The organism is Litorimonas taeanensis, from assembly GCF_003634015.1.
In the GTDB taxonomy this organism is placed as follows: Bacteria; Pseudomonadota; Alphaproteobacteria; order Caulobacterales; family Maricaulaceae; genus Litorimonas; species Litorimonas taeanensis.
Genome location: NZ_RBII01000001.1, coordinates 327,161 through 341,791, shown reverse-complemented (window position 1 = coordinate 341,791; position 14,631 = coordinate 327,161). Strand labels below are relative to the sequence as shown.

Here is a 14,631-nt window from a genome sequence, read left to right as displayed (position 1 = left end):
TCCAGGAGAAAATGAGAAGGCTAGTAGACCTGAGACGCGAAACATTTTAACGCAGAGTTATGGGGTCTAACTCACATATATCAGTCACACGGCGACAGCGATTCACATTGCCAAAAAAACGCTGGCATGTTCTAGGCGCTATTCTTGTTCTAGCCTTTTTCACAGGCGCCATCGCCCGAGTAGCTTTATCACCAGCTATCCATGATGACCCCAATATCAGCGGGGAATTACCCCTAAGCGCGATACCACAACCCCTGCCCTCCACCCACTTAAATGCAGATAACGATGCCCTACCAGACCTTTTGGCCGGAGACGTTTTACAGGGGGAAAACCCGACAATCATAGCAGAGGTACAGCCAAAAACAGATGCTTTGGGCAATCCTGTCACCGTGACGTCGCCATCTTCTCAATCAGATAAAAAATCGGCTGAGAGTACGCCAGCCGCACCGCCAAAACCCAAAATGATTTTGATTGATGGAAAAACGCTCAATGGAGGCAGCACCAACTTATACACTGAACTGGTAAAAAATGGCCCCCTTGGCCCCCTCCCTGTTCGCGCACAAAATGGCAAAACCGCTTATAATACCTATCGAAAGGCAACCGAACTTCAGTCTGGCAAGCAGGCTGTCTCTTTGATTATTGGTGGGTTAGGCATAAATCGTCCTCTCACACAGCAAGCCATAGATATTCTACCTGCCGAGGTTACGCTATCCTTCGCCGCACAAAGTGAGGGTTTACAAGATTGGATAAATATAGCTCGTGCAGACGGGCATGAGGTTTTACTAGAAATCCCAATGGAGTCAGCTGACATAAACGCGTCAGAAGCTGGCGTCAGCCGTACCTTGAAAGCAGGGCAAGACCCTGTGAACCATCAGCATCTTGATTGGCTCCTCAGCCGTGCACAAGGATATTACGGCGTTACAAATTATAATGGCGATAAGTTTTTGTTACGGGCTGACGCGACTGTTTCAATTTTTGATCGTTTCGCCAAGTCTGGCCTCGCCTTTATCACAGATGGCGCCGTTAAAACGCCGACCCTAGACAGTATCGCCCGCTCGGTTGGTCTTCCTTTCAAGCAAGGCTTTGGCCTCATCGACCCTGAACCTCAGACAGCTTTGATAGATATTGAACTCTCGCGATTAGCCGCCGAGGCAAGCCAGGGTAACGCCCCAATTGGAGTCGGGTTTGCCTATCCAGAAACGCTCCAATCCGTCAATAGCTGGATAGCCACCCTACCTGCTCAGTCTTTGCAATTAGTGCCAGCCTCCACTCGCCTACAATAAGTTTGAATTGATACACATGAAAAGAGACCCGAAACTTTATCGCCCCAATGTCGGCGTTGCGATATTCAATGAAGCTGGCCAAATTTGGCTTGGCAAACGATTTGGCGAGGAAGGCCCTTATGCTTGGCAATGCCCACAAGGCGGAATTGATGCAGGCGAAAAACCGTCAAAAGCCGCACGTCGTGAGTTATTTGAGGAAACTGGCTTACAAGGTGATTGCCTCGAAAAATTAGGTAAAATTGAGCCTTGGCTCTATTATGATTTCACGCCTGAAGCTTTAAAATCCAAGCGTAAAAAATGGAATTTTATTGGCCAGAGGCAAAAGTGGTTCGCATTTCGATATTATGGAGATGGGTCTGATGTAGATTTAACGGCGCATGGCGAGCAAGAGTTCTCAGAATGGAAATGGGCCAATCTACAGTCTATCCCAGAAACTGTCGTGCCGTTTAAACGCGCTGTCTATGAAACTTTGGTCACCGAATTTGCGGCATTTGCAAAGCCCGTAAACGCGCCTAAGAGCTAAGTGATGATAAGCCTAAAAACGAAAACAAAGCAGAGTAAAAATGCTATGGTTTTCGTGCTGATTACCGTGATGATCAACTCGATTGGCTTTGGGATTCTTATTCCCGTTCTGCCAGATTTGTTAAAGACGCTGACGGACTTGCCAAATAATCAAGCCGCGCTTTATGGCATGTGGCTAACCTTTGTCTTTGCTCTATTCCAGTTCATATGCATGCCCATTATTGGCGGCTTGTCTGACCGATATGGTCGACGCCCTATTATGCTGCTCTCACTTTTTGGACTAGGCATTGATTATTTTATTATGGGGCTCGCCCCCACGGTGGCATTTTTATTTATAGGCCGCATAATCGCTGGCGCTATGGGCGCCACTTTCAGCACTGCAAATGCCTATATCGCCGATATAAGCCCGCCTGAGACACGGGCACAAAATTTTGGCTTAGTGGGAGCCTCTTTCGGTGTAGGCTTTATGCTGGGCCCTGTAATCGGCGGATTAATAGGGGAAAGTTTTGGCCCGCGCGCCCCATTTATAGCCGCTGGCGTGCTCTCACTTATGAATGTGGCTTATGGCTATATCTTTTTGCCCGAAACACTGCCAGCCGATAAACGGCGCGACTTTAGCTGGAAGCGTTCAAATCCATTTGGCTCTTTAAAGTCTCTGGGGCAAATTAAAGGCGTTAAAGGCCTTATCTTTATTCTCTTTCTATTGGCTATGGCCCATACAGTATATCCAACGACCTACGCATTCTCGACTATTGAAGGGCTGGGATGGAACAAGGCAGATGTTGGATTCTCTCTGGGCGTCTTTGGTATCGCCAGCATGGTTGTCCAAGGCGGCTTAATCCGCATCATTATTCCAAAAGTTGGCTTGTTTTGGGCCGGCGTGATTGGCATCATATCCGCCATTATCGCCTATACGATGATGGGAAGTGCTGATAGTGGATGGGTCATATATGCTGCAGGCCCCTTTGCCGCCCTAGCCGGTCTCTATGGTCCGGCTTTGACCAATATGATGAGCTCTCGCGTTTCCGCCTCGGAACAAGGAGAGCTTCAGGGCGCTATAGGGGCTGCCCAAGGCCTAGCCTTGATGATTGGGCCTTTCGCTATGTCAGGTATGTTTTGGTATTTTGGCGATACCGAGAATAAGCTTCCCTACGGTCTTGTAGGTTTTCCTGATAACCTCATCCATATGGCGCAACACGCCTTTGCACACGGCCCTGCGCCTTATGTGCCCGGCGCTCCATTCCTTACCGCAGCTGCTTTGTCTTTATTGGGTTTTGGGTTGTTTGTCTTGGTCACAACGAAAGCCGACCGACAGGCGCGCTATTACGATGTCGATGAAGCAAAATAAAAATAGTTCCTTTAGATACTCTCGGTATACATACTTCAACTAATGTAAACTGATAACAAGCTGAAAGACGACTTGGCTAAAACCTAAGCCTAGAATATGAGCTGATTTATGCTGAAAGCAATTAAGACGATAAAAGTCACTCCTGTATACGAAAATGATTTCGTCTCAGTCTATGATAATGATGTTCTTTTTCCATCTGGGAAAAAAGGCTCCTATTTTCGTACTCAGTGGAAAGCGCCTTATGGTGTAGCTATCCTACCCATTTATATGGGACAAGCACTTCTTATTAATACCTATAGATATGCAGAGTTAAGCCATTCACTTGAAGTCCCACAGGGTTTTGGAACAGAAGGCAGCACGCCCGTTGAAGATGCAAGGCGAGAACTAAGTGAAGAGATAGGCGCTAAGGGTGAAGACTTCTTGCCTATAGGTAAAACAGGAAAAGCATTCGAGACCTATCTATTTCAAACTACATTACCTGAAAAATTTTCCCCTGCCTTTAATAATGTTGAAGACACAGAGAGCATATCCGGAGTTAAATTATTTTCCTTAAATACTTTAAAAAATACAAGTTTTGAAGACTTAGGAATATTTGATGCGGTAACACAAATTTGCCTGTTAAAATTTATCAATCACGTGTGAAATTGTTTCTTGTTTGAAACTATTTGTATCATGTATAATTAACTCTGTATTCAAAGCAGAACTTTGATTACTTTGTTTAAGGTATCGTTCTATTTTATTTAATTCAGAACGATGAGATCCGATTACTTTCATGTTTTGTTCATCTGCAGTGCCAAACTTACGTTTCTCATAAACATCAAATAAAGCGCTAGTAATCGTACCTGCGAATGGCATAAAGAGTGCTAATCCCAGTATATCCAAAGCCACACCTATTGCTTTTTTATCCCTCGCATATTGTCGTTTCACATGTTGAATATTTGGGACTGTTGTGGAAGTTTTAAGCCCTTGAAATCGTTCGATAATTTTTCGTTCAATAGCAATGTTGGCTTCAAAAAACGCGTGCTGAAGCGATTCATGGTCATGAGCAGAGTTAATACCTTTGCCAGAGAGAGCGACATAATTTTTTATAAACTTGCTCGACTTTAGCGAGAAAATATCATCGATATCTAAACGGCAAAGACCTTCTACAAAATGCGAGTGATCCAACTCAGGTTCTATGATTATGGGATCCTCCATATCGACCATTTCATAGGATGAACCACGGAAAATTTGGAAAGATTTTTTATGATTAGGTAGATATATAGGATTTAAATTTAAAATACTCGGTAAATTCGATATATAAGGTGCAATGTAACTATCATGTAGCCCTTTTTTCAAAATCCGCATATCATACTTTGACTGTAGTCTGGGTTGCAATAAACTTAAAAACTCTTCCTGAAGAAAAAAGCGGTCCAGATTTCTAACGGATTCTCGTTCACGAATAATTTCACGGGCAGTAAGGCGGTCGCGGTCGTCCAACATACTACAAAAGTGCTCATATATAATTCGTTTTGCGTTGTTCGCATAATTATTACCAATTTCTGAAATAGACCATATTTTCTTAGGTGCATGTTTTTCTAAGAACTCAAGATCTTCTACACGCCTATCGCCCATGGTGTTATCAGGCCGAATTTTTCCAGTTTTGTGAAATTCAGTATCCAATGACATAAGGTCAGAGATGGGGCCATTACCTTTTTCTTTTGTCCGCATCGCCACGGAAAAGACACCACTCTTTATTAATTCTGAAACGCAAGCATCATCTCTAACTAAGTGACGGAAATTCCTACATGTAATAACTTGGCTATCTGACATGACTATCCGATCATTTAGAATAGCATTTAATATCAGATGCGCTTTAAACGATTTCCTCTGTTTAGGATCAATAGCTTCAGGCTGGCTATCATCAGCCCATAATGTAAATATCTCAGATTCTTTCATGACTTACCCATCCCAAGACTATCCAATATTGCTATTTCGTGGGAGTAATTTAGTCCAGTCAGCAAACTATAATGACGCCCTCGTGGAAATGGTAATTATATTAGGTAATGAATTCTGTCTGGCAACTGGATAATTCAAGCCCTAAATGATGAGGTAAGCATTATTGCAAGTTAATTATCACGATTTCTGGCGGTGCACGGAACCGTGCTGACAAGATGGAAGTGCCTATTCCGGCCGTTATGAAAACAGGTGTCTCATTCACTAGCTTCACCCCATAAGCCAAGGGCTTTCCGGCCTCTGTGGCTGTGACGCGGCGGCCTATAAGCGGCAAATTTATCTGCCCGCCATGAGTATGCCCCGCTAGAGCCAATGCCGTATCACTACGCAAATATCGGAAGGCATCTGGAGAATGTGTCAGAACGAGCGGGACTGCGTTTTCCATGCAACCATTAAAAGCTTCTGGCGAAGGTTGGGCCGTGTCGAAATCAGATAACCCAACTATACAGAGCGCGCCTAAGTTATAGGCTTGGTTTTCAAGCACATTAATGTTGAGTTGATTCAAATACTGTGCTGTCCATTCGGCATCATACCATCTGTCATGATTACCAATGACAGAATAAACGCCATATTTAGAGGTAAGGTTTTCAAGCTCTAAAAGACCTTTCTCGATCTCCGAATTAAATGCTGAAGTATGATGACGTCGCTCTGTATGACCGTTTATATAGTCCCCTCCTAGCATGATTATATCGGGTGACTGCGCGTTCACGCTCTCTACAATATGGTTGACCTTCTCAGAGAATATCGGAGCCCCGCCAATATGAATATCAGACACGAAGGCTATCTTTAGAGGCGTGCCCTTATAAGAAGCACTCTCGATGTCTACTGTTCGGAGAACAAGACGACGCGGTTCAATGTAAAACCCATAAATTAGACAAGCCGTAGCTAACAAAACCAATGAGCATATGACATAAAAAAACCGAGCTTTCATTGGCTCGGTTTAAAAGAAAAATCTAACAAATCAAAACTCTTAAAGTGTCCCCACCAAGGCATTTAGACCATCAAGGTTTTGCTGTGCGGCCAAAGCGGCATCGCCTTGCAAAGTAGAAAGAGAGGCTTTTGCCGCCTCGATGTCTGCTGACAAACTTTCGGCTGTTACATCAGATAAAGGCGCTGCGCGTTCAGCCAATACAGTTAAACCTTCTGGCGTAACATCAGCGAAACCACCTTGGACAAAAAACTGAGTTTCTTTGCCATCAGCAATCACAGTAATTGCGCCTGTCCGTATAGCCGCCATTAAGGGAGAGTGATTAGGTAATATCCCTAGATCCCCTTCGGAACCAGGTAGATTAACCTGATCAACATCACCCGAAAACAACTCGCGCTCAGGTGATACTAATGAAAATGTAAGTTTATCAGCCATAACTGCCTCTATTTTTCTCCCTTATTACTAAGGGAGAAAGAAACTATGCCGCGTCCGCTGCCATTTTGGCAGCTTTTTCGATAACGTCTTCAATACCGCCAACCATATAGAAGGCTTGCTCTGGGAGGTGATCATATTCACCTTCAACCAAACCTTTAAATGAACGAACAGTCTCTTCGAGTGGCACCTGAATACCAGGCGACCCTGTAAAGATTTCAGCTACGTCGAATGGCTGTGACAAGAATTTTTCAACTTTACGCGCACGCGCAACTGTCAGTTTATCTTCTTCTGAAAGTTCATCCATGCCCAAAATCGCGATGATGTCTTGCAAAGACTTATAACGCTGAAGGATTTCTTGAACTTGACGCGCAACGCCGTAATGCTCTTCACCAACTGTACGTGGTTCTAGGATACGTGACGTTGAATCAAGTGGATCCACCGCAGGGTAAATACCTTTTTCAGAAATCGCACGGTTCAAAACAGTCGTCGCATCCAAGTGAGCAAATGATGTGGCCGGCGCAGGGTCGGTCAAGTCATCGGCTGGCACGTAAATCGCTTGAACAGAGGTAATAGAACCTTTGTTTGTTGAAGTAATACGTTCCTGCATTTGACCCATTTCAGTGGCCAAAGTTGGCTGATAACCCACAGCAGAAGGAATTCGGCCAAGAAGGGCTGACACTTCTGAACCCGCTTGCGTAAAGCGGAAGATATTGTCCACGAAGAATAGAACGTCTTTACCTTCCTCATCGCGGAAATATTCAGCCTGAGATAGACCTGTCAAAGCAACACGTGCACGCGCTCCGGGAGGCTCATTCATTTGGCCATAAACGAGAGTCGCACGGCTTTCGCCATCAAGGTTAATCACGTTAGATTCAATCATCTCGTGGTAAAGGTCATTACCCTCACGTGTCCGCTCACCAACACCGGCGAAAACAGAGTAACCACCGAAAAGCTTAGCGATGTTGTTGATGAGCTCCATAATCAAAACGGTTTTACCTACACCGGCACCACCGAAGAGACCAATTTTACCACCTTTAGAGTAAGGGCAGAGCAAATCGATAACTTTAATACCTGTTGCAAGGACTTCTGTTTCTGTCGCTTGATCAACGAAAGCTGGCGCTTCTTTATGGATAGGCGCAGACACTTTAGTCTTGAGTGGGCCACGTTCATCAATCGGGTCACCGATAACGTTCATGATACGGCCAAGAGTCTCAGGACCAACTGGAACTGTAATAGGCGCGCCCAAATCTTTGACAGCTTGTCCACGTACCAGACCTTCAGTCGCGTCCATCGCGATTGTCCGTACTGTGTTTTGTCCCAAATGTTGCGCAACCTCTAGAACAAGGCGGTTACCTTGGTTATCAGTTTCAAGAGCGTTCAAGATTGATGGCAAAGGACCATCGAATTGAACGTCAACAACCGCACCAATAACCTGGCTGATTTTACCGCCAGATAACGCTTTAGCGACGACTTTTTTCGTCGTTGCGCGTCGTGTAGCAGGTTTCTTCGCCGCTGTTTTAGCGGGAGTTTTACGCGCGGCGGGTTTCTTCGCCGCTGTTTTTGTCGTTGCTGCTTTCGCCATGAGTTTTTTCCTCTAGCTCTTTTAAAGCGCTTCTGCGCCTGAAATAATTTCAATCAGTTCAGATGTAATCTGGGCCTGACGTGTTCTGTTAAATGTCAATGTCAACTTATCAATCATATCGCCCGCATTGCGTGTGGCGTTGTCCATAGCTGTCATCTTAGAGCCCATTTCGCCCGCTTGGTTTTCCAAGAGCGCAGTGAAGACTTGTGTATTGATATTACGAGGCAATAAAACGCGCAAAATTCCCGCTTCATCTGGCTCATATGTGTAAATCGCACCTTTAAGGTCAGGCGCAAATACATCATCAGCCGCATGTTTGCCTTCGGCTTCGTCTTCTGACCCCATACCCGCCATTGCTGGAATGAGTGTCTTTGACGTTGCGTCTTGTTGCATCACATTTACGAATTCAGAATAGATAAGTTTACAGACATCAAACTCACCCGCTTCAAACATAGACGTAATTTTCTCGCCAATATTACGAGCGATACCCGCATGTAATTTACGCTCTTCTTTAAGCGAAATATATTCAACGATATTATCGCCATAAAGTCGCTTCAGCTGATCATACCCTTTTTTACCAATAAGAAAGAGCTTAACAGTTTTCCCAGCCTTTTCTATGGCCACGATTTCTTCGCGCGCTTTACGAACAATATTCGTATTAAAGCCGCCACAAAGGCCGCGATCGGCCGTTGCTACGACTAGAAGAACCGTATCCTTTTTGCCGTTTCCGACCAAAAGCTCAGGCGCATCTCCAGCATTGCTCATAGAGTTAGCGAGGTTCAAAATGACCGCAGAAATACGATCAGAATATGGACGTGCGCTCTCTGCAGCTTCTTGCGCTTTACGCAATTTTGCCGCCGCCACCATTTGCATGGCTTTGGTGATCTTCTGCGTGTTTTTCACGCTTTTGATCCGATTTTGGAGGTCTTTAAGGCTGGCCATTGCTCAGTCCTTTCCCGTCCTTAAGCTGCGAAATTAGCAGTGAATGAATCCAGAGCCGATTTTAGACGGCCTTCAATATCGTCAGTCAGCTTCTTCTCTGATGCAATATCAGCCAAGATTGCTTTACCGTCAGATTTCAAATGCGCCAAAAGTTCACGCTCATACTTTTGAACAGACTTCACAGGAATTCCATCAAGATAACCCCGTGTACCCGCATAGATAACAGCAACTTGCTCTTCCACTTGAAGCGGAGAGAATTGCGGCTGTTTCAACAGCTCAGTCAAACGCTCACCACGTGCCAATAGGGCCTGTGTAGAGGCATCAAGATCAGAACCAAACTGCGCAAAAGCAGCCATTTCACGGTACTGGGCAAGCTCGCCTTTAATAGGACCTGCAACCTGTTTCATCGCTTTAATCTGAGCAGATGAACCCACACGAGACACAGACAGACCGACGTTAAGAGCAGGACGAATTCCCTGGAAGAACAAATCTGTTTCCAAGAAAATCTGACCATCTGTAATCGAAATTACGTTTGTCGGAATAAAGGCAGAAACATCGTTACCTTGCGTTTCAATAATAGGCAAAGCTGTCAATGAACCAGAACCATTATCTTCGTTCAGTTTCGCAGCACGTTCCAGCAAGCGGGAGTGAAGATAGAAAACGTCACCAGGATAAGCTTCGCGTCCTGGCGGGCGACGAAGAAGAAGTGACATTTGACGATAGGCTACAGCTTGCTTTGACAGATCATCATAAATGATGAGGCCGTGCATGCCGTTATCACGGAAGTACTCGCCCATCGCGCAACCTGCGAAAGGTGCAAGATACTGAAGCGGAGCTGGCTCTGAAGCAGAAGCCACAACGATGATAGAATATTCCATCGCGCCGTTCTCTTCGAGCGTTTTAACGAGTTGCGCTACCGTTGAGCGCTTCTGACCAATAACAACATAGATACAATATAGCTTGTCGTTTTCACGGTCTTCGTCGAAGGCCGCCTTTTGGTTCAAGATCGCATCAACAGCGACAGCTGTTTTACCAGTTTGACGGTCACCAATGATAAGCTCGCGCTGTCCACGACCGACAGGGATAAGCGCATCAATCGCTTTAATGCCTGTTTGTACGGGCTCATGCACACCTTTACGCGGCATAATACCAGGCGCTTTAACATCAACACGGCGACGCTCAGAGCTTTCAATTGGCCCCTTGCCATCAATTGGCTCACCCAGTGGGTTAACAACGCGGCCCAAAAGGCCTTTACCAACAGGTACGTCAACGATTTCGCCAAGACGTTTAACCGTGTCACCCTCTTTAATACCGCGGTCATCACCAAAGATAACAACACCGACATTGTCAGATTCGAGGTTAAGCGCCATGCCTTTAATTCCACCTGGGAATTCCACCATTTCGCCGGCGCGGACATTGTCCAAACCATAAATACGGGCGATACCATCGCCCACTGAGAGCACCTGACCCACATCAGAGACTTTGGCTTCTTTACCAAAATCTTTGATTTGCTTTTTCAGGATGCTGGAAATTTCCGCAGCACGAATATCCATTTTATAACCTCTATGCTTCTTTGAGGGTCAAACGTAAGTCCTCAAGTTTAGTCTTGAGGGAGCTATCATATAAACGCGAACCAACGCGCACGACGAAACCACCCAATAAATCAGGATCGACAGAAGTCTCTACCTGAACAGGGCGTCCCAGCGATTTTTTTAAATTCGTTTTGATTGATGTGACCTGAGCCGCCGTCAATTTCTTGGCGCTCGTCACCTTTGCAACTTCTGAACCACGGCGTCGCGCCACCATATCTTCAAAAGCCGCCAATATAGAAGGAAGCTGATCGGCACGGCGATTCTCTGCAACAGTGCCAATAAATTGTACCGTCAAAGGCTTTAATTTAGCCTTTTTAGCAATCGCCGTTAGCGCATTAACTTTGTCTTCTGTTGCAAATACAGGAGAGTTAATCACCGCGCTTAAAACATCACTATTGCCGAGTATCGCTTTCAAAGACTTCACGTCTTTTTCTACAGAATTCAATGACTTAGCGCCTTCTGCAAGCTCAAGCAGGGCTTGCGCATAACGAATGGGGGCTTCGCCGGTAATGACTTCAGTCTCTGACACGTATCAGGTCCGTCTCTTAGGAATGGAACCGCAATTGCTGTTCGCTTAACATAAATACAACAGAGACGACCAAATCGAAAACATAGGTTTTCACTGGGCATATCCGCCAAACTCGCGCCGCCTTTAGCATGGCCTTTTCCCCCTGCCAAGGGATGAATCATAGCTAAAATGCGTTGTTTTGACACAATAAAAAAGGCGACCCAATGGGCCGCCTTTCCAATCATATTAATCCGTGGATTAAAGCTTAACGTTCAAGCCAACAAAGACAAAACGTCCAGTGTCATATGTTACTGGGTAAGTGTTACCGTTACCTAGTGGTGGACCTGAAGAGATTGATACAGGCGGTTGCTCTAGGAACAAGTTGTTTACACCTGCACGGAACTTAACACCCTCAACGATTTCATAATTACCTGAAAGATCGAAGTAATTCTGAGCACTTAGAGTTTGATCAATTTCGGCTGGGTCTGCAGCAATATTGTCAACACCTGAGTAATGACGCCATGTAAGACGTGTCTCAACACCAAATGGTGAAGCCCATGTTGCCATAACACGATGACGGTACTTAGGGTTCACTGGCTGTGCACAATCGTTACCATACTTACCAGAACACTCGATAGCTTCGCCACCAGGGAATGGTGTATAAGCGAACTTATCAAGGATCGTAGCAGCGTACTGAAGCTTAAGATCACCAGCATTGTTTACGCCAATGTCAGCAAGATCGAAGCTGTAACCAGCCTGAAGATCAACACCAGCTGTAGCAAGCTCAGCAATGTTCAAGTTTGTAAGCGTAAAGCCAACACCTGCTGTACCAGAGTTCAGTGAGCCAGTTGAGTCACGCTGAATAAGGTCACAGAATGCAGCGTTACCAGTCGCCAAACACTCAGTAAGTGTTGTTTGGGCACCGATACCAGCCGCGATGAAGTCTTCAACAGTAATGTCAAAGTAATCAACAGAGAGTGACAATCCAGGCACAGAGCTTGGCGTAAAGATACCACCAAGTGTAAATGTGTCTGACTTCTCAGGAGTCAATCCTGGGTTACCACCTGTGATACCCTGAGTTTGACCAGAGATAACATCAAGAATGTTTCCGTACTGAGCCGCTGTAACACCAGTGAAAGCACAGGCCGCAGCAGAAGCTGTTGGAGCAGATGTTGCACATGGGTCATAGATAGTCTCACCAAGTGAGTTTTCGCCCGCGTTCAAGTTAGGAAGGCCAACATCTTGACCAGTGAAAAGTTCGATTACGTTCGGTGCACGCACTGAACGCTGGTACTGACCACGAAGAGAGAAATCTTCGACAGGAGCCCATGAGGCTGTGACACCATAAGCATCTGTGTTGAAGCTATTCTGAATGTCGTTTCCGTCAGTGTCGTACTTAGAGTGACGATAAGCACCACTTACAACCAATTCTTTTGCGAAAGGCATATCCGTTAATAATGGAACCTGTACCTCAGCAAAGAACTCTGAAGACTTCACTTCACCTTTAACAGGAAGCGTAGCACCGCCAACACCTGTAAAGCCGCCACCAGGAACCTGGCTGATTTCGTCAGGACGTGAATCTAGGCTATCTGTACGGTTTTCATAACCGATCAAAAGGCCGACGCCACTGTCGGAATATGGAGATTTGAAACCGTAATCACCGAGGTTAGCTTGTGCTGTACCACCGAATACGACCTGCTCAGTATCACCATTTACAATACCGATACCTTGAATGAAGTCAGTCTGGTCAGACGTGACCATTGATGATCCATCAGCACCACGTTGGAAGATGTTATAAGGCACACATCCAGCATTACCTGAACGACAAACAACATTACCTTCGCCATCATCAACGGCGAACAATGAATCCTGTAGATTTGCAATAACGAAGTCATTTGTTGAGATTGACTGATCTGTTGTTCTTGAGAACTGACCAAACAGCTCATAGTTCCAGATTTCAGCAACATTACCACGCAAACCACCTACTAAACGGAAAGCAGAGTTCTCAAGACGTGAATTACGAGGTCCACCCTCAACGTTACGGTGAGATAATGTGACACCAGAAACATCATTACCTGCAGCAACGTCTGCATCAGTACAACCAAATACGTCTAGGAAAGAGTTACCAGGGTTGTTTTGAATAAACGGGTTATCACAGTTAATTGAGTAAGCCCCAATACCGAATGAAGCTGATGGAGCAACTTGCGCATCAGAGAAGTTATTTGTGTATGAAGCACTACCAAACACTTCATGACCGTCAAAAATCTCATACTGACCCTTTGTGAATATCTGAACACGTTCAGCAGGGCGCTGGAAGAAGTTGAAAGGACCAAAGTTAAATGTTTGATCAGATCCACCTGCATATGGAACCAAAGTTCCGTCTTCTTCTTGGAAGTTAAACCCACCAGGGCCGCCAAACAAACGGAAGTTTGCAGAACCAACACAACCAAAACCATTCGTGTCACCACTGCCTAATGTACAAGCAGAGAATGAGCGGTTGTCTTGAGTGATTTGCTCGCGATTCTGATATGAAGCGAACATTGTGACGTTACCTTTGCCATCAGCAGTATTTGCACCAAGCGTGATAGACGCATTAAATTCTTCGCCATCTGTTGAGCTACCAGGAACATCAACACCATTAGCAACAAGAACTTCATCATAAAGATCAATGCCATTGCTGTTTTGAGCAAAACCATACTGAAGGTCGAGTTCAGCGCCTTCGAAATCGTCTTTAAGAATAAAGTTAGCAACACCACCAACCGCGTCAGAACCATAAACAGCAGAAGCACCACCAGTTAGGATTTCAACACGCTCAACAAGGTTTGTTGGAACCAAGTCCAAGTTAACAGCAGAAGAAGTTGATGAACCATAAGGAAGACGACGACCATCAATCATTGTCAATGTGCGGACCGCACCTAAACCCCGTAGGTTCAAGTTAGCAGTACCAGACGCACCGTTTGAAACTTCACCAGCTTGGCCAGCGAAAACTTGAGGAAGGTTGTTTGTTAAGTCTTCGATATTAACAGCACCTTGCGCGCTAATTTCTTCATCACCCACAGTCAGAACGGGACTAGCCGAGATTAAGTTCGGATTAACGTTCAAACGTGAACCAGTTACGATGACTTCGTCATCACTGGCATCTTGAGCGAATGAAGGAGCAGCTGAAACAAGCATCGCGCTTGAAAGCAGTGTCCCTATCAACAGATTTCTTTTTACTGATTTCACAATAAGTTCCCTTTTATATTGTTTAATTAAACATCAAACCCCACCTAGGCGAAGTTCTTGGCGAGCAGGGATATTGACAATAATTAATGAGAGCAATGACCAAATGGACAAAAATTAAGCAAACAGTCCAATTTCCTTTAAACTGTTGCAAAAACAGCACGCCGTGCCTTTTTAGTAACAAGATTTGAACACTTTTTGGTCGATTTCAGGCATTTTATACCCTTGGTTGTGAAAGAGTTAATGAAATATGGCCTTAGAAACCCCTTAGTTT

At 45.2% G+C, this 14,631-nt stretch carries 12 protein-coding genes; 4 read left to right on the top strand and 8 right to left on the bottom strand.

Features of this window, described 5'->3' with window-relative positions:
* Window positions 1-59 precede the first annotated feature (59 nt).
* The 4 genes from DES40_RS01625 (at window position 60) to DES40_RS01610 (ending at window position 3,795) form a co-directional block, all read left to right on the top strand.
* Window positions 60-1,283, top strand: coding sequence for a divergent polysaccharide deacetylase family protein (locus tag DES40_RS01625; RefSeq protein ID WP_121098830.1), 1,224 nt, complete (start codon window positions 60-62; stop codon window positions 1,281-1,283).
* Window positions 1,284-1,299: 16 nt separating this feature from the next.
* Window positions 1,300-1,806, top strand: a complete 507-nt coding sequence (locus tag DES40_RS01620) for an RNA pyrophosphohydrolase (RefSeq protein ID WP_121098829.1) — start codon at window positions 1,300-1,302, stop codon at window positions 1,804-1,806.
* A gap of 3 nt (window positions 1,807-1,809) precedes the next feature.
* Window positions 1,810-3,153, top strand: coding sequence for a TCR/Tet family MFS transporter (locus DES40_RS01615; protein ID WP_121098828.1), 1,344 nt, complete (start codon window positions 1,810-1,812; stop codon window positions 3,151-3,153).
* Between the two features lie 108 nt (window positions 3,154-3,261).
* The gene (locus DES40_RS01610) at window positions 3,262-3,795 is read left to right on the top strand and encodes an NUDIX domain-containing protein (protein WP_121098827.1); all 534 of its coding nucleotides are present in this window, start codon (window positions 3,262-3,264) and stop codon (window positions 3,793-3,795) included.
* Here DES40_RS01610 and DES40_RS01605 read toward each other — a convergent pair.
* The 8 genes from DES40_RS01605 to DES40_RS01570 form a co-directional block, all read right to left on the bottom strand.
* Complete coding sequence (locus DES40_RS01605; protein ID WP_121098826.1) at window positions 3,772-5,091, bottom strand: hypothetical protein; 1,320 nt, start codon at window positions 5,089-5,091, stop codon at window positions 3,772-3,774. The genes DES40_RS01610 and DES40_RS01605 overlap by 24 nt on opposite strands.
* 160 nt (window positions 5,092-5,251) lie before the next feature.
* Complete coding sequence (locus tag DES40_RS01600) at window positions 5,252-6,079, bottom strand: metallophosphoesterase (protein ID WP_121098825.1); 828 nt, start codon at window positions 6,077-6,079, stop codon at window positions 5,252-5,254.
* A 39-nt stretch (window positions 6,080-6,118) separates the two neighbouring features.
* A complete protein-coding gene (locus DES40_RS01595; RefSeq protein WP_121098824.1) occupies window positions 6,119-6,511 on the bottom strand; it encodes an ATP synthase F1 subunit epsilon in 393 nt (130 codons plus the stop codon).
* 43 nt (window positions 6,512-6,554) lie between these two features.
* Window positions 6,555-8,093 (bottom strand): F0F1 ATP synthase subunit beta, encoded by a 1,539-nt coding sequence (atpD, locus tag DES40_RS01590; RefSeq protein ID WP_121098823.1) that lies wholly within the window; start codon window positions 8,091-8,093, stop codon window positions 6,555-6,557.
* A gap of 21 nt (window positions 8,094-8,114) precedes the next feature.
* On the bottom strand, window positions 8,115-9,035 hold the full coding sequence (locus DES40_RS01585) for a F0F1 ATP synthase subunit gamma (RefSeq protein WP_121098822.1): 921 nt from the start codon (window positions 9,033-9,035) through the stop codon (window positions 8,115-8,117).
* A 20-nt stretch (window positions 9,036-9,055) separates the two neighbouring features.
* Window positions 9,056-10,588, bottom strand: a complete 1,533-nt coding sequence (atpA, locus tag DES40_RS01580; protein ID WP_121098821.1) for a F0F1 ATP synthase subunit alpha — start codon at window positions 10,586-10,588, stop codon at window positions 9,056-9,058.
* 10 nt (window positions 10,589-10,598) lie between these two features.
* Window positions 10,599-11,156: a F0F1 ATP synthase subunit delta gene (locus DES40_RS01575; protein ID WP_121098820.1), complete on the bottom strand. Its 558-nt coding sequence runs from the start codon at window positions 11,154-11,156 to the stop codon at window positions 10,599-10,601.
* A 237-nt stretch (window positions 11,157-11,393) separates the two neighbouring features.
* Window positions 11,394-14,360: a TonB-dependent receptor domain-containing protein gene (locus DES40_RS01570; RefSeq protein ID WP_233345344.1), complete on the bottom strand. Its 2,967-nt coding sequence runs from the start codon at window positions 14,358-14,360 to the stop codon at window positions 11,394-11,396.
* Between the last annotated feature and the right edge of the window lie 271 nt (window positions 14,361-14,631).

What these genes read in the sequence shown, in the direction of transcription:
- DES40_RS01625 (WP_121098830.1), top strand. Translation starts at nt 60, where the DNA reads ATGGGGTCTAACTCACATATATCAGTCACACGGCGACAGCGATTCACA.
- DES40_RS01620 (WP_121098829.1), top strand. Translation starts at nt 1,300, where the DNA reads ATGAAAAGAGACCCGAAACTTTATCGCCCCAATGTCGGCGTTGCGATA.
- DES40_RS01615 (WP_121098828.1), top strand. Translation starts at nt 1,810, where the DNA reads ATGATAAGCCTAAAAACGAAAACAAAGCAGAGTAAAAATGCTATGGTT.
- DES40_RS01610 (WP_121098827.1), top strand. Translation starts at nt 3,262, where the DNA reads ATGCTGAAAGCAATTAAGACGATAAAAGTCACTCCTGTATACGAAAAT.
- DES40_RS01605 (WP_121098826.1), bottom strand. Translation starts at nt 5,091, where the DNA reads ATGAAAGAATCTGAGATATTTACATTATGGGCTGATGATAGCCAGCCT.
- DES40_RS01600 (WP_121098825.1), bottom strand. Translation starts at nt 6,079, where the DNA reads ATGAAAGCTCGGTTTTTTTATGTCATATGCTCATTGGTTTTGTTAGCT.
- DES40_RS01595 (WP_121098824.1), bottom strand. Translation starts at nt 6,511, where the DNA reads ATGGCTGATAAACTTACATTTTCATTAGTATCACCTGAGCGCGAGTTG.
- atpD (WP_121098823.1), bottom strand. Translation starts at nt 8,093, where the DNA reads ATGGCGAAAGCAGCAACGACAAAAACAGCGGCGAAGAAACCCGCCGCG.
- DES40_RS01585 (WP_121098822.1), bottom strand. Translation starts at nt 9,035, where the DNA reads ATGGCCAGCCTTAAAGACCTCCAAAATCGGATCAAAAGCGTGAAAAAC.
- atpA (WP_121098821.1), bottom strand. Translation starts at nt 10,588, where the DNA reads ATGGATATTCGTGCTGCGGAAATTTCCAGCATCCTGAAAAAGCAAATC.